A 20,564-nucleotide genomic window follows, 5' to 3' on the forward strand; every position below is an offset into this window, starting at 1 on the left:
TGGCGGCATGACAGCTTCACCGGCGCGACGGCTGTGGGCGGCCATCGAACCTCTGCACGCGGTCGTGTACTTCGCGCCGGAAACGGCTGCCGCGGCGAAGGAGGCCGGCCTGCGGGGGTACTGGATGGGGTACTTCGCCGGCCGCCTCGCGCCGCTGGGTCCGATCGGCCCGGTGCCGGCGACGTCCGTGCTGTTCGGCTTCGCCCCGCCGATGGTGGCGCGGGCGCTGCCGGACGCGTGGTCGTTCGCCTCGCCGGAGGACGTGCTCGGCTCGCGGCTGGCCGCCGTCGGAACCGCGCTGGAGCGGGTCGTGGGTTCCGCGCACGACGAACTGACGGACCTGCTGGAGCGGGCCGCCGCCGCGTGCCGGTACGACGGACGCCCGCTCGCCGCGGCCTGGTCCGCGGTGCCCCGGCCGGCCGGCACGCCGGGCCGGCTCTGGCTGGCGGCGACGGTGCTGCGCGAGCACCGCGGCGACGGCCACGTCCTGGCCGCGGTCCACGCCGGGCTGACCGGCCTGGAAACCACGCTGACCCACATCGGTGACGGCGTCATCGGCCGCGCCGACGTCCAGCCGCACCGAGGCTGGACGGAGGAAGACTGGACGGCGGCCGCCGCGCGCCTCCGGTCCCGCGGTCTGCTCGATGCGCAGCACCGGCTGACCCCGGCGGGCGCGGCTGTGCGCACCCGCCTCGAGGAGGACACCGACCGCTTGGCGTCGGCCCCGGTGGACGCGCTGGGCGAGGACCTGGAGCGGCTCCTGGAGCTGGCGGTCCCGCTCAGCCGGGCGGTCGTCGACGCGGGCGTCGTCCCGGTCCCGAACCCGATGGGCGTCCCGCGGCCCTGAGTGTCGATTCCGCCGGGTCCCGTTCGACGCACCGGTGAAACCCGGACCTCGGAGGGACTCATGACGGTGCTCGACGGCAAGAACGCGATCATCTACGGCGGCGGTGGCCGGATCGGCTCGGCGGTGGCCGCGGCCTTCGCCGGGGAAGGGGCGAGGGTGTTCCTCGCGGGCCGCACCCGCGCGCGGCTCGACGTGGTCGCCGAGCGGATCCGCGCCGCGGGCGGCTCGGCGGAAGTGGCGGAGGTGGACGCCCTCGACGAGCGGGCGGTCGACGAGCACGCCGACGCCGTGGCCGCCGAGGACGGCCTGGACATCTCGTTCAACCTGATCGCCCACGGCGACGTCCAGGGCACGCCGCTGATCGACATGACACCGGACGACTACGACCGCCCGGTGCGGACGGCGGTCCGGACCCAGTTCCTGACGGCCCGCGCGGCGGCCCGCCACATGGTGAAGCAGCGGTCGGGGGTGCTGCTGTTCTTCGGCGGCGCGGGCGAACCGGTGCGCGAGTTCTCGGTGGGCGGGCTGCAGGTGGCGTTCCACGCGCTCGAGGCGATGCGCCGCCAGCTGGCCGCGGAGCTGGGCCCGCACGGCGTGCGGGCGGTGACGCTGCGGACGGGCGGCATCCCGGAGACCCTCCCGGCGGAGTTCGCGGGCCGGGAAGCGATCGAGGCGAGCATCGCGGGCAAGACGATGCTCGGCCGCGCGGCGACGCTCGCGGACGTGGGCGCGGTGGCGGCGTTCGTGGCGTCGGACCGCGCGCGGTCGATGACGGCCTCGACGGTCAACGTCAGCTGCGGTGCCCTGGTGGACTAGCTACTTGCGCGACGAGATCTGCTGCACCATCCAGGCGTTGCCGTCCGGGTCGGCGAAGTGGACGAACCCCACGTTGTCCAGGTTCGCTTCGCCGTCCCAGGCGCCGGTGCCGTAGACCTCGATGTCGCTCACCTCGACGCCGCGCTCCCGCAGCATCGCGTGGGCCTTCGGCAGGTCGTTGACCACCAGCTGCAGCCCCTTCAGCGAGCCGGGCGGCATGTCCGGCACCGCGCCTTTGCCGATCACCACCGAGCAGCCCGAGCCCGGCGGGGTCAGCTGGACGAACCGGGCGCCTTCGCCGACCGTCATGTCGTGGTCGACGGTGAAACCGACCTGATCGGCGTAGAAGGCCTTCGCGCGGTCCACGTCGGACACCGGCACCACGACGACTTCGAGCGTCCATTCCATGTGACGCACGTTACCCGCGCCGCTCGACCACCAGCCGCTGGTGGCGGGCGGCGCGGACGCGGTCGCCGCACGTCGTCGAGCACCAGCGGCGGCGGGCGTGCTCGCGCAGGAAGAACCGCACGCAGCCGTGGGCCTCGCACGGGCGCACCAGCGCGGCGAGGTCGCCGGTGACGACGTCGATCGCGTCGCGGGCCAGCGCGGCCAGGGCCGCTTCGAGGCTGCCGGGGCGCGTGCTGCGCCATTCGCGGTGGGGCCAGACGAGCTGCGGTGCGGCGGCGTCGGCGCGGGCGGCCGCGTTCACCGTCTCGACGGCGTCGGCGGAAGGGACGCGCTCCTCCGTCACCGCCGCCAGCAGCTCGCGAACGGCCGCGCGCAGGTCGGTGACGCGGCCGAGGTCGTCCGCGCCGAGCGTGGGCAGGCCCAGCCACCCGGCGGCGTCCGCCGGGCCGGCCAGGTCGTCGACCTCGCCGCCCGCGCTCAGCCGGCGGGTGTTGACCAGCGCCAGCGCGGGCGAGCGCTCCTCGCCGGGTGCCGCAGTGACCACGTTCGCCTCCCGAACTCCGGTCTCCATGTTGACAGTGTACGTCGTCTCATGGATAAATGAGTCAATAAACATGAGACGTGAGGAGTGACCGATGGTCGCCGTGCACCACCGCTTCGCCACCGTCGCCGGGCACCGGCTGTTCTACCGGGAGGCCGGGCCCGCCGGCGCGCCCACGATCGTGCTGCTCCACGGGTTCCCGACGAGTTCGCACATGTACCGGCACCTCATCCCGGCGCTGGCCGACCGCTACCACGTCGTCGCGCCGGACTACCTCGGCGCGGGCGCGTCCGACGCGCCGTCGGCCGACGAGTTCACCTACACGTTCGACGCGCTCGCCGAACTCACCCTCGGCCTGCTCGACGAGATCGGCCTGGACCGCTTCGCGCTGTACATCCAGGACTTCGGTGCCCCGGTCGGCCTGCGCATCGCGGCCGGGAACCCGGACCGGGTCACGGCGATCGTCACGCAGAACGGCAACGCCTACGTCGACGGGCTGGGCGCCGGGCTGCCGCAGAAGCTGGCCGCCGGCACGCTGACCGAGGAAGACCTGCGCGGCATGGTCAGCCTGGACGCCACGAAGGCGCAGTACCTCGACGGCGTCCCCGACCCGGCGCTGGTCAGCCCGGACGTCTGGATCCACGACCAGGCCCTGCTCGACCGGCCCGGCGGCGCCGAGATCCAGATGGCGCTGCTCGCCGACTACCACCACAACATCGGCCTCTACCCGAAGTTCCACGAGTACTTCCGGACCAGCGGGGTCCCGCTGCTGGCCGTCTGGGGCGGCAACGACGCGATCTTCGTCGCCGACGGCGCCCGCGCCTACGCCCGCGACCTGCCCGACGCCGAGATCCACCTGCTCGATGCGGGCCACTTCGCGCTGGAGACGCACCTGGACGCCATCGCCGGGTACATCCGGGGTTTCCTCGGGCGGGTGCTGCCCGTTGAGCGGGATGCCGGTTGACCACCCGGTCGCCGCGCTCGTAGGGTTTTTTCCGACCTCCGCCGTCGTCAGCACTCATGGAGGACGGTATGGGCAGACGGATTCGGGCGGGGGCGATCGCGCTCGCGCTGGTCGCCGCGACGATCACCCCGGCGGGCGCCGCGGATTCCCTGTTGTCGCTGGGGAAACCGGTGACGGCGTCGTCGTCGGGCGGGTGCTGCCCGGCGGCGAACGCGGTCGACGGCGACTCCGCGACCCGCTGGGCCAGCGCGGCGGGCGTCGATCCACAGTGGATTTACGTCGACCTCGGCGCGGTCGCGCACGTCAGCCGCGTGCGGCTGCAGTGGGACGCTTCCTGCGCCACCGCCTACGAGATCGACACCTCCGCCGACCACGGCACGTGGACGAAGATCTACGCCACCACCGCGGGCAAGGGCGGGGTCGAAGACCTGACCTCGCTCGACGGCACCGGCCGCTACGTCCGGGTGTACGGCACGAAACGCTGCCGCACTGACGCGTCGAAGGGCTACTCGCTGCAGGAGTTCGGCGTCTACGGGTCGACCGGGGACGTCACGCCGCCGACCCCGCCCGGCACGCCGACGCTCGACGCGGTCACCGCGACGAGCGCGACCATTTCGTGGACCGCGGCGAGCGACGACGTCGGCGTCACGGGCTACGACGTCTACCGTGACGGCCAGCTCTGCGCGAGCACGACCGGTGCGCTCACGGCCACCTGCGGGAACCTCGGCCCGAAGGGCACCTACGGCTTCTACGTCAACGCGCGTGACGCGGCCGGGAACGTCTCGCAGGCCAGCGGCACCCTGTCGGTGACCACGCCGCCGTCGGACGACCACACGCCGCCGTCGGTGCCGGGGAACGTGCACACCACCTCGGTCGGCAGCACGTCGATCGGCCTCGCGTGGACGGCGTCGACCGACGACGTCGGGGTCACCGGCTACCGGATCTACGACTCCGGCACGCAGATCGGCACGTCCGACTCGACGAGCACCACCCTCGGCGGCCTGACCCCGGCCAAGCCGTACCACCTGCAGGTGCGGGCCGTCGACGCGAACGGCAACCTCAGCGACCCGAGCACGCCGGTCCTGGACGTCACGACCACCGGCGGGTCGGGCTGCACGCCGTCGCAGGGCGTCTGCGGGGCGACGCAGGTCGCGACCGACGACGACGTCGTGTGGGGCCTGGTGACCCTGCCCGACGGGACCGTCCTCTACAACCAGCGCGACGCGCACGACATCGTCCACCTGAACCCCAGGACGGGGGCGAAGAAGACCATCGGCGTCGTGCCGAACGTGCAGAGCACCGACGGCGAAGGCGGCCTGACCGGGCTGGAGATCAACCCGGCGTCGTTCGCGGCCGACCACTGGCTCTACATCATGCACACGTCGCCGAACGACAACCGGATCGTGCGGATCAAGTACGACCCGGCCGCCGACTCGCTCACCACGAGCACCGAGCAGGTCCTGCTGACCGGCATCGCGCGCAACAAGTTCCACAACGGCGGCAGGCTGCGGTTCAGCCCGGACGGCAAGTACCTGTTCGCCGGCACGGGCGACGCGCAGAACGGCGCCAACGCGTCGAACACCAGCAGCCCCAACGGGAAGGTGCTGCGGATCAACCCGGACGGCTCGATCCCGGCGGACAACCCGTTCCACAACGCGGTGTGGAGCTACGGGCACCGGAACGTCCAGGGCCTGGCGTTCGACTCGCAGGGCAGGCTGTGGGAGCAGGAGTTCGGCAACAGCGTCATGGACGAGACGAACCTGATCGTGAAGGGCGGCAACTACGGCTGGCCGTCGTGCGAAGGGACGTCGGGGTCGTGTGACACGGCGGGATTCATCGCGCCGAAGAAGACGTACCCGGTGGCGCAGGGCTCGTGCAGCGGGATCACGATCATCCGCGACGCGCTGTACGTGGCGTGCCAGCGCGGCGCGCGGCTGTACCGGGCGGTGATCAGCGGCAGCTCGCTGACGAACTTCCAGACGTTCTTCAGCGGGACGTACGGCAGGCTCCGCACGGTGGAGCCGGCGCCGGAGGGCCGGATGTGGCTGGCGACCAGTGTGGACGGTGACAAGGACAGCACCCCGCACAACAGCCACAACAAGATCCTGCTGGTGACGGTCGGCTAGGTCCGGCGGGCACCGTGGTCGGCGGAGCGTGGCACACTTCGTCGACCACGATGCCAGTCAGGGGAGCACGACGCATGACCGATCGTCCGGCGAGGCGAACGCAGGAGCAACGACGCGCCGAGACCGAGCGGCGCGTGCTGGACGCGGCCATGGCGCTCATCGCGCGCAGCGGGTCCCGTGCGGTCACGCTCGCCGAGGTCGGGGAAGCCGCGGGCTACAGCCGCGGCATCGTCTACCACCACTTCGGCAGCCGGGAACGGCTGCTGGAAGCCGTGCTCGACTCCGCGCAGCGGTTCGACGTGCCCGAGTACCAGGGCGACGGCCTGGAGCACCTGGCGCGGATCGTCGCGGCGTACCTGCGCAACGTCGTCCGGCGGACGCCCTCGGCGCGCGCGTTCCTGCAGCTGTGGGGCGAGGCGATCGCGGCCGACCCCCTGCTGGCGCCGCTGTTCGCCCGCCGGGACGCCGACTTCCGGCTGCTCCTGGCGAACGTGGTCCGCCAGGGCGTCGCCGACGGGTCCGTCCGGCCCGACGCGAACCCGGCCGCGGCCGCCGTGCTGGTCGTCGCCCTGGTCCGCGGGACCGGGCTGCAGCTCATCGCCCAGCCCCCGGTGCGCAACGTCCCCGCCCTCATCCGGGAGGCGACGCGCTCGGTGCGCGGGGCGTTCGCCGTCACGCCGTAGCTTCCGGCCGTGGTCGCCCGCGCCGGCCGCTGCTACACTTACTTGCATACATGCACGCAAGTTAGGAGTGGAAGATGGCTGTTCCCCTGGTACTCGTGCACGGCAACCCGGAGAACACCGGCGTGTGGGGACCACTGATCGCCGCGCTCGGCCGGGACGACGCGGTGACGCTGTCCCCGCCCGGCTTCGGGGTGCCCGCGCCGGACGGCTTCTCCGCCACCGTCGAGGGGTACCGCGATTGGCTCGCCGCGCGGCTGGAGCAGTTCAAGGAGCCCGTCGACCTCGTCGGCCACGACTGGGGCGGCGCGCACGTCGCCGGGATCGCGATGACCCGCCCGGACCTGATCCGCAGCTGGGCGTCGGACGCGCTCGGCCTCTTCGCCCCGGACTACGTCTGGCACGCGCGGGCGCAGGTGTGGCAACAGGAAGGGGCGGGCGAGGCCTCGGTGAAGGAGATCTTCGGCGGCTCACTGGAGCAGCGGCTGGCGGTCGTGGGCGCCCTCGGGATGACCGGCCCGGCCGCGGAACGCGTGGCCGCCGGGATGGACGACGGCATGGGCCGGGCGGTGCTCTCGCTCCTGCGGTCGGCCGCCCAGCCGGTGATGGCCGAGGCGGGCCGCGACCTGGCGAAGGCGCGGCAGCGGCCCGGGCTGGCCCTGATCGCTCTCGCGGACGTCGACCAGGCCAGCGGAACGCCCGCGCAGCACCGGTTCGCGGCCGAGGCCGCCGGTGCCGCGATCGCCGAGCTCCCCGGTACCGGGCACTGGTGGCCGGTGACGGACCCGCACCCGGTGGCGCGGGCCCTGACCGCGTTCTGGTCCCGGTTGGACAGTTAGCCGCCGAGGAGGCGCGAGAGCGCATCCCGCGCTCTCGCGTCCTTCTCCGCCAACGCCGTCAGTTCCTGGGCGAGCGCCGCCAGCCAGTCGTCGACCGCGGCTTCCCTGCGGCTGATCACCACACCGCGGACCACCTGGTGGATCTCCGCCGCGACCCCGCCGTGCTCGCCGGCGCTCAGCACGAGGACCCGGTCCGGCGTCCGCACCCGCACCGCCGTCGCCTGCCCGTCCCGGCCGGCCACGCGATCGGCGAACGTCCGCCGCCGGTCGACCTCGACCATGCCCGGCGGCAGCGCGCTGCCCAGCGTGTCCGACAAAACCCGGTGGTAGGACTCGACGTCCGCGCGGTCGACGCGCAGGGCCGCGGCCACCAGGTGGAAGTCCAGCTCGCCGCCCATCAGTCGGTGAGGGGCAGCACGAGCTGCGGCTTGGCGATGTGGTGGTCGGCCCGCAGCGGCTTCACCGCCGTGCCGATCGCGAAGAACTCCGTCGTGTGCCCGCCCCAGCGGTGCGGCAGCGACAGCAGCTGCACCCCGACGATGCCTTCCGCCTCCAGCTGTTCGGCCTCGGCCTGCATCCGCGACATCGCGAGCTCGCGCGCGTCGTACAACGCCTCGGTGTACTGCGGGATCTCGACGTTCTGGCCGATGTTGCCCACCATCTGCCGGAACCGCTGGTGCGCGATGTGGTAGACGCACGTGCCCATCACCATGCCCAGCGGCGCGTATCCGGCCTGCACCAGCGTCCAGAAGTCCTGGCCCGACAGGTCGGAGGTGAACGGCTGTCCCGTGTTGTTGCGCCACTCACCGGGTTCGTCGGCCTTCACCGCGGTGCCGACGGCGATGAACTCGGCGAGGTCGCTGCCGAACTCCTTGAACTCGATCTCCAGCCGGACCGCGACGATGCCGTCGGCGCCCAGGACGTCCGCCTCCCGCTCCATCCGGGACATCGCGAGCTCGCGGGCGTGGTACATCGCCTGCGAAAGCCGGTCCAGCTCCTGGTTCTTGCTCCACCGTCCCATCTGGAACCCGACGTGGTAGATGCTCGAACCGAGCACCAGCCCGAGCGGCCGGAAGCCGGCTTCGCGCACGAGGAGGAACTCGTTGACGCTCAGGTCCGAGGTGAACAGGCTGGTCTTCTGCCCCGGCTTCATCTCGGCGAGCCGGCGCATCGCATCCTCGGGGATGTGCTGCGCGGCGGGGTCCGCGGTGGTCACGAAGCCTCCTCAGGAACGGTTCAACGGCAGGATCTTGAGCGCGCCGGTGGGCGCGGTGGGGCCCTCGTGGAAGCGGGCGATCGCGGTGCCGATGACGCTGGCGACGGCGGCCACCGCGACGTCGTGCACCGGCCACAGCCGGAACCGCACGTCGGAGACGATGCCGCCGTCGGCGCCGCAGTCGCCGATCTCGCGGGCGAACTCCGCCCGCGCCGCCGACCGGACCGCGGTCGCGAGCTCGGTGGCCATGCGGATCTCCACGTTGTCCCACCCGCGCATGACCAGGGACCGCTGCCAGGGATCGGTGAAGGCCCGGCCGCACACGCCGATCGCGATCCGGGCCGGTACCCAGCCCGCCCGCATCAGCTTGGCGACGTCCGGGCCGGGCAGGTGGGTGGTGAACGGCCGCCCGGGACGTTGCCGCGTCCGGGCGCGCACGGCGGTGCCCAGTGCGACGTACTCCTGGATCTCCCCGTCCGGCGACGAGGTCTTCAGCTCGATCCCGAGCACGCCGTCGGCGCCCATCCCGGCCGCCTCCTCGGCGAGCCGGTCGAGCGCGGTCGTGTAGCCCTGGCGCAGCAGATCCGCCAGCACTGTGATCCGGTCGGCCGCCCACACGGTCGCTTCGGCGAAGCCGACCTGGTGCACGACGCAGCCCATGACCTCGCCGAGCGGTGTGAAGCCGGCGATTTCGGCGCCGGCCGCGCCGGGCACGCTCAACAGGGAGGTTTTGGGGCCGGACGGGGAAAAGCGGTCGAGGCGGGCTTCCGCGCCGGGCGGCAGGCCGCGACCGTCCCATCGGCGCACTGGCGGACCTCCTTCGGCGGCTCTGCACCCATCGTGGCACGGATTCGCGGCACGGCGGGACGAAGACGGGTATGTCCGGAAGGTCGTGCTCAACCGAGCGGGACGGCGCCCCGGGTGGCCGTCGGGGCGGGCCCGCCGGCGAACCGGGCGATCGCCGTGCCGAAGACGCTCGCCACCGCCGTCGCCCCCGTGTTCCCCAGCGCCCACGCCCGCAACGTCGTCGACGACACCAGCCCGCCGTCCGCGCCCGATTCCGCCACCGCGTTCCCGAACTCCGCCCTGGCCGCCGCGCGGACCCGCGTCACCAGCTCGGTCGGCATCGGTGCCTCCGCGCCCGGCCGGTCCGCCATCGCGATGTCGAACGCCGTGGCGCCGTCGATGCCGATCGCCAGCGTCACCGGGACCCAGCCCGCCAGCAGCAGCTTCGCCACGTCCGGGCCGGCCAGCCCGGTCGTGAACGGCCGGGCCGGCCGCTTGCCGCGGACGGCCCGGACCGCCGTGCCCAGCACCACGAATTCGCGGACCGTCGCGCTCACCCGCGTCACCGTGCAGCCGATCGCCAGCACGCCGTCCGCGCCCAGCGCCGTCGCCTCCGCGCGCAACCGGTCCAGCGCCGTCGCGTAACCGCGGCGCAGCCCGGAAACCAGGTCGCCGGACTGCGAGACCACGCAGCCCATCACTTCGCCGACCGGCCGCAGCCCGACCGCTTCGGCGCTCACCGCGCCCGGCACCGACAGCAGGGACGTCCGCAGCCCGGACGTCGTGTAGCGGCCGGCGCGGGGGTGCACTAGCGCCAGCTGTCGTCGCCGAACCCGAGCGTCACCGGGCCGCGGCGGGAGGTCTCGGCGATCGTCTCGGCCGGCAGGACGTCGTCGAGGAACGCGTAGTCCGGCAGGCGGGTGCGCGTGTGCCACTCGGCGATCTCGTGCCAGCCCGGCGCGGCCAGCGCGCCGCCGAAGTGCTGGACCGACAGGCTCGCCGTGAGGCCGGCGAACCGGAGCCGGTCGGCCAGCGGCCAGCCGGTCAGCGTCGCGGCGACGAACCCGGCGCCGAAGACGTCGCCCGCCCCGGTCGCGTCGAGGACGTTCACCGGCAGCGCCGGGATGTCCGCCGTCTCGCCCGTGGTGCCGTCGACCGCGAGGACGCCCGCGGCGCCGCGGGTGATGACCGCGACCGGGACGTGGTCGGCGAGCTTGGCCAGCGCGGCTTCGGGGGTGTCCGTCCTGGTGTAGCGCATCGCTTCGACGTCGTTGGGCAGGAACGCGTGGCAGCAGGCCAGCTGGTCGAGCAGCGTCGCCGACCACGTCTCCGACGGGTCCCAGCCGACGTCGGCGAAGACGAGGCTGCCGGCCTGGTGCGCGGTGTGGACCCACTCGGCGGTGTCGAGGCCGATGTGCGCGACGGTCGCGCGGCTCGGCGGCGGGTCGCCGGCGAGTTCGGCGACCGGGACGGGCGGCGGGTGGCCGTGGGTGACCATCGCGCGGTCGCCGGCGTAGGCCAGCGAAACCGTGACGGGGGAGTGCCACTCCGGGAACCGCCGCGACCGCGAAAGGTCGATGTGCTCCTGCCGGGACAGGACGTCCCAGCAGTAGCGCCCGTAGACGTCGGTGCCGAACGCGGCCGCCAGCGACGTGCGCAGGCCGAGGCGGCTGAGCGCCACCGCGAAGTTCGCGATGCCGCCCGGCCCGGAGCCCATGCCGCCCGTCCACACCTCGGTGCCCGGTGCCGGCGGGTGTTCGAGCCCGGTGAAGACCAGGTCGAAGAACAGCAGGCCGGACAGGAAGACATCGATGTCGGGTGCGGACTCTTCCGGCACGGGCGCCTCCGGGGGTCGAGGATGCGCACGAGCGTGCTTGAGATGCGCGGAATGCGCAAGACCTGCGCAAACTCGATCGGCTCGTGAGCGGGTTTGCCTGCTATCGTCCGCTCATGCTGCCCCAGCGTCGCCACGAGCTGATCCTGCGGGCCCTCCGCGCGGAGGGACCGGCGCCGGTCGGCTTGCTGGCCGAGCGGCTCGGCGTCAGCCAAGCCACCGTGCGCCGGGACCTGGTCCTCCTCGGCCGCGAAGGCCGGCTGACCCGCGTCTACGGCGGGGCGATGGCGGCCGGTGAAGAGCCGTTCGCGCGGGTGGCCGCCGAGCGAGCCGACGAGAAGGAGGCCGTCGCCCGGCGCGCGGCGGACCTGGTCTGCGACGGCGACACCGTGCTGCTCGACATCGGCACCACCGCGCACCGGCTGGCGCGCCACCTGCGCGACCGGGCGCTGACCGTGATCACCAGCAGCCTCGCCGTCTACGAAGAGCTGAAGGACGCCGACGACGTCCAGCTCGTCCTCCTCGGGGGCGTCGTCCGGCGCACGCAGCACTCGATGGTGGGTTTCCTGACCGAGGACGCGCTGCGCCAGGTGCGCGCCGGCACGGTCTTCCTGGGCACCAGCGGCGTCCGCGGCGACGGGCACGTGCTGGACTCGACGGTCGTCGAGGTGCCGGTCAAGCGCGCGATGGTCGCCGCGGCCGACCGCGTGGTGCTGCTGGCCGACGCCGGCAAGTTCCCCGGCACCGGGCTGGCGAGGGTGTGCGGGCCGGACGCGCTCGACGTCGTCGTCACGACGCCCGGGGCCGACGAGCCGACGTGCGCGGTCCTGCGCGAGGCCGGGGTCGAGGTGCTGCGGTGAGGCTCGCGATCCTCGGCGGCGGCGGGTTCCGCGTGCCGCTGGTGCACGGCGCCCTGCTCGCCGACGGCGGCGTCACGGAGCTGGTGCTGCACGACGTCGACGCCGGGCGGCTGGCGGCGATCGAACGGGTCCTGGCCGAGCAGGCCGCGGGCGTGGCGAACGCGCCCCGGGTGCGCACGACGACCGATCTCGCCGCCGCACTGTCCGATGTGGACTTCGTGTTCTCGGCCATCCGCGTCGGCGGCCTGCGCGGTCGCCGGCTGGACGAGCGGATCGCGCACGCGGAAGGCGTGCTGGGCCAGGAAACCGTGGGGGCGGGTGGAATCGCGTACGGGCTGCGGACGGTCCCGGTCGCCGTCGAGCTCGCCCGGACGATCGCCGAACTGGCGCCGCGCGCGTGGGTCATCAACTTCACCAACCCGGCCGGGACGGTCACCGAAGCGATGGCCGCGCACCTCGGCGGCCGCGTGCTCGGGATCTGCGATTCGCCGGTGGGGCTGTGCCGCCGCGTCGCGCGGGCGCTGGGGATCGACCCGGCGACGGCGTGGTTCGACTACGCCGGCCTCAACCACCTGGGCTGGCTGCGCGCGGTCCGCGTCGGCGGATCGGACGTCCTGCCGCGGCTGCTCGCCGACACCGGTGCCCTCGAATCCTTCGAGGAGGGCAAGCTCTTCGGCGCGGACTGGCTGCGCGCACTGGGGGCGGTGCCCAACGAATACCTGCATTACTACTACTTCGCACGCGAGGCAGGCGGTTCGGCGTCGCGCGGCGCCCAGTTGCTGGAGCAGCAACGCGGCTTCTACGCGGAGCCTTCGCTGGCGTCCTGGGAACGCACGCGGCTGGAGCGCGAAGCGACGTACATGGCCGAGACGCGCGAGGGAGAGCGTGACGATCTCGAGGGCGGCGGCTACGAGAAGGTCGCTTTGGCGCTGATGCGGGCCATCGCCCACGGCGAGCGCACGACGCTGATCCTCAACGTGCGCAACGGATCCGCGCTCCCGGGCGTGCCGGCGGACGCGGTCGTCGAGGTGCCGTGCGAGGTCGACGCGAACGGCGCGCGACCGCTCGCCACCGAGCCGCTGCCCGGCCACGCGCTGGGCCTGGTGACGGCGGTGAAGGCGGTCGAGCGGGCGATGATCGAAGCGGCGACGACCGGCTCGCGCGCGGCGGCGCTGCGGGCGTTCGCGCTGCACCCGCTGGTCGACTCGGTGTCGGTGGCGCGGCGGCTGCTCGACGCCTACGTCGCCGCGCACCCGGAACTCGCTTACCTGGCCTAGGAAATCTCGCGCAGGAGCGGCGCCAGCCGCCGGGCCAGCTCGACGTCGACGTGCTCGATCTCGTCGACGAGCAGCTCGATGACGGCGTGGAACGGACCTCGAAGCCCGTCCAGGTCGCGGACCAGCGTGGTCTCGAAGGGTTTCGTGACCTCGGCGGGCAGCCGGTCCAGGCCGCGGCCCTCGACCGCCGGGACGTCGTGACGCAGGCAGGCCAGTCCCAAGGCGTACTCGCGGACCCGGCCGATCATGTACTCCGCTTGCCAGCCGCGGCCGCGTTCGATGCTCGACCGGGCGTGCAGGGCGTGCAGCCAGGCCAGGTCGACCAGCCGCCGCGCGGCCGGCGGCGGCGTCGCCGGGCGGTCCTGGGCCGTGCCGAACAGCAGCCGGAACTTCGGCGTGGTGGCGCCGAAGTCCGCGGCCGGCCAGAACGCGAGGTCGACTTGCAGGGTGTCGGCCAGCAGGAAGACCCGGAACACGGTCCGCTCGAAGACGACGTCCAGGTGGTGCACCGCCGCGTGCTCGCGGTACATCCGCTCGGTGAAGTCCGCGAGCACCGGCTCGGGATCGCCGTCGACGGCGAAGGCGAGGTCGATGTCCGACCACGCGTCTTCGGCGTCGAGCGCGGCCGAGCCGGTGAGCGCGGCACCGGTGACGCGCCCGTCCGACCGGGCCGCCTCGACCAGAGCGTCGCGGAGCCGGGTCCGGTCTTCCTGGGTGAACATGATCTCCAGGCTAGACCGCGGCCATCGCGTTGAACTCCGCTTCGGCCTCCGTGCGGTCGGTGTAGAGCGACCACGCCTGGTCGGCGATGTCGTCCGGGTCGAGGGTGCCCGCCGCGAAGCCCTGCTTGGTGAGTTCGCGGTGGATGTCCCCGCGCTCGATGAGGCCGCCGATCGTCAACGCGCCCGCGTAGACGCCCGTTTCGCGCAGGGCCGCATGCAGCGTCAGGACGTACATGCGCAGCGCCGCCGACGCCGGCCCGAGGCTGCCCAGCATCGGCATCGGGTGCTTGCCGCTCAGGCCGCCCGCGAAGAGCAGCGCGCCCGAGCCGCGGTCGAGCATGCCCGGCAGGACCGTCTCGACGAGCTTCGCCGCCGGCAGGACGATCGACTCGAACGGCGCGCGCACGGCGTCCGCGCCCGCCTCGGTCAGTGGCACGGGCCGGGGACCGGAGAGGTCCGCCGGGCCGAAGTACACCGTGTCGATCTCCCCGGCCTCGCCCTGGATGCGCGCTAGAACGGCTTCCAGTTCGGTGGGGTCGGTCACGTCCGCGGTGTAGGTGTGCGCGGTGCCGCCCACGGATTCGCGGTAGCTCGCGTGCCGGGTATCGGTGCGCGAGACGAGCGCCGTCGTGAAGCCTTCACGGCCGAAGCGGCGGGCGATGGACAGGCCGAGCCCGGGACCGACCCCCAGGACGGCGATCACTTTGGACAAAGGTCCTCCTCGGATTAACTTGAGACCGACCTCAACTTAGCCATAACCTGAGGGTGTCGTCAACTTGGTGCGACGAATGTCGTCATGGGTTCGGACCAGTGGCCTACCGGGCTGCTCCATGCGTGTAGAACCTGTTCCAGTTTCCGGAGTGGACCGACACGATGTGCGCCATGGATGCCGAGCTGACCCGCCGCCAGATCCTGCGCGGCACCGCGGCAGGCGTGGGCCTCGCCATGACGCCAGGGCTCGCGGCCGCCGCGAACGCCGCGACCGTGGGGGAGTACGACGTCGTCGTGGTCGGCGCCGGCGCCGCCGGGATGACCGCGGCACTGACGGCGGCCAAGCGCGGGCTCAGCGTCGTCGTGCTGGAGAAGGCGCCGACGTTCGGCGGGTCCGCGGCGCGCTCCGGCGCGGGCATCTGGATCCCGAACAACCCGGTGCTGCTCGCCGCCGGCGTGCCGGACACGCCGGCCAAGGCCGCGCAGTACCTCGCCGCCGTCGTCGGGCCGGACGTCCCGGCCGCGCGCCAGGACGCCTTCCTGCGCAACGGGCCCGCGATGATCGCGTTCGTCATGGCCAACAGCCCGCTGCGGTTCCGCTGGATGGAGGGCTACAGCGACTACTACCCGGAACTGCCGGGTGGGCTGCCGAACGGCCGCTCGATCGAGCCGGACCAGTTCGACGGCAACCTCCTCGGCGCGGAGCTGGCGAACCTGAACCCGCCCTACCTGGCCACCCCGGCCGGGATGGTCGTGTTCAGCGCCGACTACAAGTGGCTGAACCTGGCCGCGGTCAACGCGAAGGGCGCGGCGGTCGCCGCCGCGTGCCTCGCGCGCGGAACGGCCGCCGCGCTGGCCGGGCAGAAGCCGCTCACCATGGGCCAGTCGCTCGCCGCCGGCCTGCGCGTCGGGCTGCTCCGGGCGAACGTCCCGGTGCTGCTGAACACGCCGTTGCTCGACCTGAACGTCGAAAACGGTGCGGTGACCGGCGTTTTGACGCCGCAGGGGCTGGTGCGGGCGCGGCGCGGGGTCATTGTCGGGTCCGGCGGGTTCGAGCACAACGCCGCGATGCGCGCGCAGTACCAGCGACAGCCGATCGGCACCGCGTGGACGGTCGGCGCGAAGGAGAACACCGGCGACGGCCACCGCGCCGGGCAGCGGGTGGGCGCGGCGCTGGACCTCATGGACGACGCGTGGTGGGGCCCGGCCATCCCGATCCCGGGCGACCCGTACTTCTGCCTGGCCGAGCGGACGCTGCCCGGCGGCCTGATCGTCAACCAGGCGGGCAAGCGGTTCGTCAACGAGGCGGCGCCCTACAGCGACGTCGTGCACGTCATGTACGACAAGAACCCCACCGAGCCGGACATCCCGGCGTGGCTCGTCGTCGACCAGAACTACCGCAACAAGTACCTGTTCCGCGACACCCTGCCGCTGCTGCCGCTGCCGGACGCGTGGTACTCGGCCGGCGCCGTGTACAAGGCGTCGAGCATCCAGGCGCTGGGCACGGCGATCGGCGTGCCGCCGGCGGCGCTGAAGTCCACAGTGGACCGGTTCAACACGTTCGCCTGGTCCGGTGTGGACGGAGACTTCCGGCGCGGCGTGAGCGCGTACGACCACTACTACACCGACCCGCTGGTGCTGCCCAACTCGTGCCTGGCACCGCTGTGGGCACCGCCGTTCTACGCGTTCAAGATCGTGCCCGGCGACCTGGGCACGAAGGGCGGCATGCGCACGGACGCGCGTGCTCGCGTGCTCCGCCCGGACGGCTCGGTGATCCCGGGCCTGTACGCGGCGGGCAACGCGAGCGCGGCGGTGATGGGCCACAGCTACGCGGGTGCGGGCTCGACCATCGGGCCGGCGATGACGTTCGGGTTCGTCGCGGGCAACGACGTCTAGGGTGCGCCGAACGCGGTCAACGCGGCCACGACCGCACAGTGCTTTGGCCGTGCGTCCGAGGAGCCGTTGCGGGCGATCCGGGAGTTCTTCGACGTCACCCTCGATCGTATCGCCGCCCCCGACATGCGCACGCGGCTGCGGGCCGCCTTGACCGCCGCGAAGGTGGCCGACGCCGACAGCCTGGCCGTGCACTTCGCGGCCGTCAACCAGTCGCTGGCGGTGATGAGCAGGGCCGGGGCGAGCCGCAAACAGCTCCGCGCGATAGTCGACGTCAGCCTGAGTGCGCTTTCGCGGGCGTTGGACGCCTAGAACTCCTTTTCCACCAGGGGGAGCACCTCGGTGCCGAGCAGTTCGATGGCCCGCATGACGTGCGCGTGGGGCACGCCGGACCAGTCCATCTGCAGGGCGTACCGGTCGGCGCCGGTGAGCTTCCCGACGGTGATCAGCCGGTCGGCGATCTCCCGCGGGCTGCCGACGAACAGCGCTTGCGCGTCGCGGGTGTAGGAGTCGTACTCGGCGCGGGTCGGGACCGCCCAGCCGCGGGCCTTCGCCCCGTACTTCATCGTCTCGAGCCAGTACGGGTAGAAGGTTTCCTTGGCGTCCTGGGACTTCTCGGCGACGAAGCCGATGGCGCCCATGGTGACGTGCAGGTCCTTCTGGTCGCCCGCCTCGCCCGCTTGGCGGTAGAGGTCGACGAGCGGGGCGAAGCGTTCGGGGCGCCCGCCGATCACGGCGTAGACGACGGGCAGGCCCAGCAGCCCGGCCCGGATCGACGACTCGGGGTTGCCGCCGGTGCCGATCGAGATGCGCAGGTGGTCGCCGTACGGGCGGGGCAGGATGCGCGCGCCGTCCAGCGGCGGGCGGAACTTGCCGGACCAGGTGAGCGGGTCCTCGCGGTCGATGTGCAGCAGCAGGGCGAGCTTTTCCTCGAACAGTTCGTCGTAGTCGCCGAGGTCGTTGCCGAAGAGGGGGAAGGACTCGGTGAACGACCCGCGGCCGGCGAGGAGCTCGGCCCGGCCGTGGCTGAGCTGGTCGAGCGTCGTGAACTGCTGGTAGACGCGGACCGGGTCTTCGGTGCTCAGCACGGTCACGGCGGAGCTGAGGGTGATCTGGTTCGTGATGCTCGCCGCCGCGGCCAGGACGGTGCCCGGGTTGGAGATCGCGTACTGGTCGAGGTGGTGCTCGCCGAGGCCGTAGAAGCCGAGGCCCAGCTCGTCGGCGAGCTTGATCCGCTCGAGGGTGTTGGTCAGCGTCTGCGCGACGGACAGCTGCTCACCGGTGCGGGGGTCCGGCGCGCGGTCGCCGAAGCTGTAGATGCCGAGTTTCATAGAGCGTTCAACTATCTAGGGGGTGAATTCGTTCCCGAAGCGGGCCTGGATGGCCTCGAGGTTCTGCTCCGACAGCTGCAGCGCGGCGGCGCGGAGGCTGAGCCCGTCGAGGGTGGCGCGCTCGAACATCGCCGTCACGAGGTCGCGCATCCGGGTGCGGACCTTGCCGAAGGCCTCGTCGGCGTCCGCGCCCACGTCGCCGAAGAGCGTCCACCACCACCAGGAGTTGGTCGCCGAATTGGCCACGAAGTCCGGCAGCACCCGGATCCCGCGGGCGCCGAGCAGGGCCTCGGCGTCCGCCGTCACGGGCATGTTCGCCGCCTCGACGATGAGCTTCGCGCCGATCTTGGCCTGGTTGTCGGCATCGACGCAGTACGAGATCGCCGCCGGCACGAGGACCTCGGCCGGCACGTCGAGCCACGCCTCCGGCGGCCGGAGCTCGTCGCCCGGGCGAAGGTGGTCGCGGTCGATGCCGCCGAACCGGTCGCGGTGCCGCAGCAGGTTTTCGACGTCGAGGCCGTCCGGGTTCACCACCACGCCGCGCACGTCCGAGACGCCGACGACCCGCAGCCCGGCCTCGGCGAGGAACCGCGCGGTGGCGCCGCCCATCGAGCCGAACCCCTGGACGACCACGCGGTTCGGCCCGCCGAGCCCGAGCATCTCCAGGCCGGTGAGGGTGGCCTGGGCGACGCCGAGGCCGCCGACCAGCTCGTCGAGCCCGAGGCCGCCGACCTCGATGCGGAAGGCGTCCGCCAGCCGGGCCGTCGCCTCTTCGCGGTCTTCGAGCAGCGGGTAGACCGCCTGGACCGAGCTGAGCAGGCCGATTTCGCTGATGACGCCGTCGATGACGTCCTGGCGCAGGCCGAGGTCCTCGCCCATGGTCCAGTAGCGCTCGATGAGCGGCCGCATGGCGTGCAGGTAGCGGGCGACGACGTCGCGGGCGCGCTCGTCGTACGGGTCGAAGTCGATGCCGCCCTTGGCGCCGCCGAGCGGGACGTAGCGGCCGTCCGGGTCGTAGTTGAGGCCTTCCTTGAGCGTCATGCCCCTGGCCAGGCCGCGCACCTCGAACAGCGTGCAGCCGCGGCGCATCCGCAGCCCGCCGCTGGCGACGCCGCGGACCAGCCGGTCGATCACCAGGTAGCCGCGGCACCCGGTGACCGGGTCGGTCCACGCCACTTCGAGCAGGGCGGGCTCGGTCATCGGACCTCCGCGGTCAGCGCGAGTTCGTGGGCCAGCGCCTGCTCGACCCAGCGCGCGCAGTCGGCGGCGGTGACGGTGCCTTCCCGGGCGACGAACTGCACGGCGAGCCCGTCGAGCAGGGCCGTGAGCCGCCAGGCCGCACCGTGCGGGTCGGGGCACCGGAACTCCCCGGCGGCGACGCCCTCGGTGATCAGCGAGACGACGGCGTCACGCCACCGCAGGTCGAGCCGCTGGACGACCTCCCGCAGCGCGGTGTCCCGCATCGCGGCGGCGCCGGCCTCGATCCACAGGTGCCACCCGGCGGTGGGCGTGGTGGGGCCGTAGAGGAGGAGGACGGCACGCAGCCGTTCCCCGGCCGGGCCGTCTTGCGCGAGTTCGTCGCGCAAGACGGCGAGGTTGCGTTCGGCCGCGTGCCGGAAGGCTTCGATGATGAGGGCTTCGAGGGTGCCGAAGTGGTAGAAGAGGAGCGCGGTGCTGACGCCGAGGCCCCGGGCGACGTCGGCGGCCCGCACCCCGGCGATCCCCCGCAGCCGCACCTGATCGAGCGCGGCGAGCAGGATTTCTTCCCGCCGGACGGCGACCTCCTTGCGCTTCATGGGGTCACGGTACCCGGCTGGTCAGCACCGCAGTTCGGTGACGAGCGCCCGCAGCCACGGCCCGGCGATCGCGGGTTCGGCGGAGATCGTCCGGACGAGCCGGTCGCGGGTTTCGGCGGACCGCCCGGCCTCGACGAGGGCGAAGGCTTCGGCCAGCGCCCGCCGGGTGGCCTTGCCGTGGTCGGGGGTCCGGACGGTCTCGTCGGTCCACCGCTGCCGCGGGAAGGAGGGGGTGAGCTTCGCCTGATCGTTCCCGAAGTAGAACCAGACGTCCGGGGAGAGCGAGACGTTCCGCACGGCGGCGGCGGGCAGTTCCCGCGTCCAGCCGGCGTCCTCCTGCCACCGCCAGGCATCCGGCCGGACGGGCTGCCGGAGGGTGACCCCGAGGAACCGCAGCTTGCGCCGGATGACGTGCCAGGCCTCGCGTTCGTCGTCGATCCAGTCGCGCAGCCGGAGGTAGAGCTCGGTGAAGGTATCGCCTTCGTAGACGAGATCGACGAAGACGGTGGGCCGAGTCCCGCGGGCGAGGGCGTAGGGGGTGATGCCGTTCGCGGCGAGGTTGCCCCGGAGGTGTTCGACATCCCGGCGGCTGTAGTCGGCCCGTGGCTTGAGCGAGACGGGAAGCTGCCGGACGCGATCGTGCCAGGAGGTCCGTTCGAGGGCGCCACCGAGGAGATCGTGCATGCTGTCGAGCGAGCGGCCGACGAAGTGGAGTTCACCGTCGCCGCAGCGGGCCAGGACCTTCGCGGTGGCTTCGGTGAGGTCTTCGAGGAACCAGAGGCGGGGTTGCCTGGTGTGGTCGAGGAGCGTCCCGACCTGGTCGGGACGCACCAGGTCCCACCGGAACGGTCGGTTCGTCATGGGGCCAGGGTAAGGAGGGGATTTGCTTGGGGGCAAAGGGTTTTGGCGTCGGTAAC

23 protein-coding genes are annotated in these 20,564 nt (G+C 72.8%); 10 read left to right on the plus strand and 13 right to left on the minus strand.

Annotated features, from left to right (window positions below; translation table 11 throughout):
- Positions 1–7 precede the first annotated feature (7 nt).
- The gene (locus ACWEVP_RS39750) at positions 8–847 is read left to right on the plus strand and encodes an SCO6745 family protein (RefSeq protein ID WP_452067732.1); all 840 of its coding nucleotides are present in this window, start codon (positions 8–10) and stop codon (positions 845–847) included.
- A 60-nt stretch (positions 848–907) separates the two neighbouring features.
- On the plus strand, positions 908–1,663 hold the full coding sequence (locus ACWEVP_RS39755; RefSeq protein WP_452067733.1) for an SDR family NAD(P)-dependent oxidoreductase: 756 nt from the start codon (positions 908–910) through the stop codon (positions 1,661–1,663).
- Here ACWEVP_RS39755 and ACWEVP_RS39760 read toward each other — a convergent pair whose 3' ends face one another.
- Both ACWEVP_RS39760 and ACWEVP_RS39765 read right to left on the minus strand, forming a co-directional pair.
- On the minus strand, positions 1,664–2,071 hold the full coding sequence (locus tag ACWEVP_RS39760) for a VOC family protein (RefSeq protein ID WP_452067734.1): 408 nt from the start codon (positions 2,069–2,071) through the stop codon (positions 1,664–1,666).
- A gap of 10 nt (positions 2,072–2,081) precedes the next feature.
- The gene (locus tag ACWEVP_RS39765; protein ID WP_452067735.1) at positions 2,082–2,642 is read right to left on the minus strand and encodes a CGNR zinc finger domain-containing protein; all 561 of its coding nucleotides are present in this window, start codon (positions 2,640–2,642) and stop codon (positions 2,082–2,084) included.
- Between the two features lie 64 nt (positions 2,643–2,706).
- Between ACWEVP_RS39765 and ACWEVP_RS39770 the strand changes: the two genes are divergently transcribed.
- The 4 genes from ACWEVP_RS39770 to ACWEVP_RS39785 all read left to right on the plus strand — a co-directional run bounded on the left by ACWEVP_RS39770 (position 2,707) and on the right by ACWEVP_RS39785 (position 7,221).
- Entirely contained in the window at positions 2,707–3,576 is an 870-nt protein-coding gene (locus ACWEVP_RS39770; protein WP_452067736.1) for an alpha/beta fold hydrolase, read from the plus strand.
- A 68-nt stretch (positions 3,577–3,644) separates the two neighbouring features.
- Entirely contained in the window at positions 3,645–5,702 is a 2,058-nt protein-coding gene (locus ACWEVP_RS39775; protein WP_452067737.1) for a PQQ-dependent sugar dehydrogenase, read from the plus strand.
- Between the two features lie 74 nt (positions 5,703–5,776).
- Complete coding sequence (locus ACWEVP_RS39780; RefSeq protein WP_452067738.1) at positions 5,777–6,385, plus strand: TetR/AcrR family transcriptional regulator; 609 nt, start codon at positions 5,777–5,779, stop codon at positions 6,383–6,385.
- A gap of 74 nt (positions 6,386–6,459) precedes the next feature.
- Positions 6,460–7,221: an alpha/beta fold hydrolase gene (locus ACWEVP_RS39785; protein WP_452067739.1), complete on the plus strand. Its 762-nt coding sequence runs from the start codon at positions 6,460–6,462 to the stop codon at positions 7,219–7,221.
- Here the strand turns inward: ACWEVP_RS39785 and ACWEVP_RS39790 are convergent.
- The 5 genes from ACWEVP_RS39790 to ACWEVP_RS39810 all read right to left on the minus strand — a co-directional run bounded on the left by ACWEVP_RS39790 (position 7,218) and on the right by ACWEVP_RS39810 (position 11,060).
- Positions 7,218–7,619 carry a hypothetical protein gene (locus ACWEVP_RS39790; protein WP_452067740.1) on the minus strand — a complete coding sequence of 134 codons (402 nt, stop codon included), beginning with the start codon at positions 7,617–7,619 and terminating at the stop codon, positions 7,218–7,220. The genes ACWEVP_RS39785 and ACWEVP_RS39790 overlap by 4 nt on opposite strands.
- Positions 7,619–8,437, minus strand: coding sequence for a heavy metal-binding domain-containing protein (locus ACWEVP_RS39795; RefSeq protein ID WP_452067741.1), 819 nt, complete (start codon positions 8,435–8,437; stop codon positions 7,619–7,621). Before ACWEVP_RS39795 ends, ACWEVP_RS39790 begins: the two co-directional genes overlap by 1 nt.
- 9 nt (positions 8,438–8,446) lie before the next feature.
- Complete coding sequence (locus ACWEVP_RS39800; protein ID WP_452067742.1) at positions 8,447–9,244, minus strand: heavy metal-binding domain-containing protein; 798 nt, start codon at positions 9,242–9,244, stop codon at positions 8,447–8,449.
- 89 nt (positions 9,245–9,333) lie between these two features.
- Positions 9,334–10,032, minus strand: a complete 699-nt coding sequence (locus tag ACWEVP_RS39805) for a heavy metal-binding domain-containing protein (protein ID WP_452067743.1) — start codon at positions 10,030–10,032, stop codon at positions 9,334–9,336.
- Positions 10,032–11,060, minus strand: a complete 1,029-nt coding sequence (locus ACWEVP_RS39810; RefSeq protein ID WP_452067744.1) for a carbohydrate kinase family protein — start codon at positions 11,058–11,060, stop codon at positions 10,032–10,034. The genes ACWEVP_RS39805 and ACWEVP_RS39810 overlap by 1 nt, the downstream gene beginning before the upstream one ends.
- Positions 11,061–11,173: 113 nt before the next feature.
- Here ACWEVP_RS39810 and ACWEVP_RS39815 point away from each other — a divergent pair, with 113 nt between their 5' ends.
- Together ACWEVP_RS39815 and ACWEVP_RS39820 are read left to right on the plus strand one after the other, a co-directional pair.
- Complete coding sequence (locus tag ACWEVP_RS39815) at positions 11,174–11,917, plus strand: DeoR/GlpR family DNA-binding transcription regulator (RefSeq protein WP_452067745.1); 744 nt, start codon at positions 11,174–11,176, stop codon at positions 11,915–11,917.
- Complete coding sequence (locus ACWEVP_RS39820; RefSeq protein ID WP_452067746.1) at positions 11,914–13,194, plus strand: 6-phospho-beta-glucosidase; 1,281 nt, start codon at positions 11,914–11,916, stop codon at positions 13,192–13,194. The genes ACWEVP_RS39815 and ACWEVP_RS39820 overlap by 4 nt, the downstream gene beginning before the upstream one ends.
- On the opposite strand, the gene ACWEVP_RS39825 is transcribed toward ACWEVP_RS39820, so the two are convergent.
- Both ACWEVP_RS39825 and ACWEVP_RS39830 read right to left on the minus strand, forming a co-directional pair.
- Positions 13,191–13,916, minus strand: a complete 726-nt coding sequence (locus tag ACWEVP_RS39825) for a nucleotidyltransferase domain-containing protein (protein ID WP_452067747.1) — start codon at positions 13,914–13,916, stop codon at positions 13,191–13,193. The genes ACWEVP_RS39820 and ACWEVP_RS39825 overlap by 4 nt on opposite strands.
- A gap of 10 nt (positions 13,917–13,926) precedes the next feature.
- Positions 13,927–14,619 carry an SDR family NAD(P)-dependent oxidoreductase gene (locus ACWEVP_RS39830; protein WP_452067846.1) on the minus strand — a complete coding sequence of 231 codons (693 nt, stop codon included), beginning with the start codon at positions 14,617–14,619 and terminating at the stop codon, positions 13,927–13,929.
- Between the two features lie 179 nt (positions 14,620–14,798).
- Between ACWEVP_RS39830 and kstD the strand changes: the two genes are divergently transcribed.
- Together kstD and ACWEVP_RS39840 are read left to right on the plus strand one after the other, a co-directional pair.
- Complete coding sequence (gene kstD, locus ACWEVP_RS39835; protein ID WP_452067748.1) at positions 14,799–16,523, plus strand: 3-oxosteroid 1-dehydrogenase; 1,725 nt, start codon at positions 14,799–14,801, stop codon at positions 16,521–16,523.
- A gap of 66 nt (positions 16,524–16,589) precedes the next feature.
- Positions 16,590–16,832 carry a hypothetical protein gene (locus ACWEVP_RS39840; RefSeq protein ID WP_452067749.1) on the plus strand — a complete coding sequence of 81 codons (243 nt, stop codon included), beginning with the start codon at positions 16,590–16,592 and terminating at the stop codon, positions 16,830–16,832.
- Here ACWEVP_RS39840 and ACWEVP_RS39845 read toward each other — a convergent pair.
- The 4 genes from ACWEVP_RS39845 to ACWEVP_RS39860 are packed head-to-tail and all read right to left on the minus strand — an operon-like array spanning position 16,829 to position 20,508.
- The gene (locus ACWEVP_RS39845; protein ID WP_452067750.1) at positions 16,829–17,851 is read right to left on the minus strand and encodes an LLM class flavin-dependent oxidoreductase; all 1,023 of its coding nucleotides are present in this window, start codon (positions 17,849–17,851) and stop codon (positions 16,829–16,831) included. The two genes, ACWEVP_RS39840 and ACWEVP_RS39845, sit on opposite strands and share 4 nt — an antisense overlap.
- A 15-nt stretch (positions 17,852–17,866) precedes the next feature.
- A complete protein-coding gene (locus tag ACWEVP_RS39850; RefSeq protein ID WP_452067751.1) occupies positions 17,867–19,051 on the minus strand; it encodes a Glu/Leu/Phe/Val dehydrogenase dimerization domain-containing protein in 1,185 nt (394 codons plus the stop codon).
- Positions 19,048–19,647, minus strand: coding sequence for a TetR/AcrR family transcriptional regulator (locus tag ACWEVP_RS39855; protein ID WP_452067752.1), 600 nt, complete (start codon positions 19,645–19,647; stop codon positions 19,048–19,050). Before ACWEVP_RS39855 ends, ACWEVP_RS39850 begins: the two co-directional genes overlap by 4 nt.
- A 21-nt stretch (positions 19,648–19,668) precedes the next feature.
- The gene (locus tag ACWEVP_RS39860) at positions 19,669–20,508 is read right to left on the minus strand and encodes a hypothetical protein (protein WP_452067753.1); all 840 of its coding nucleotides are present in this window, start codon (positions 20,506–20,508) and stop codon (positions 19,669–19,671) included.
- Between the last annotated feature and the right edge of the window lie 56 nt (positions 20,509–20,564).

The organism is Amycolatopsis sp. NPDC003865 (assembly GCF_053605345.1).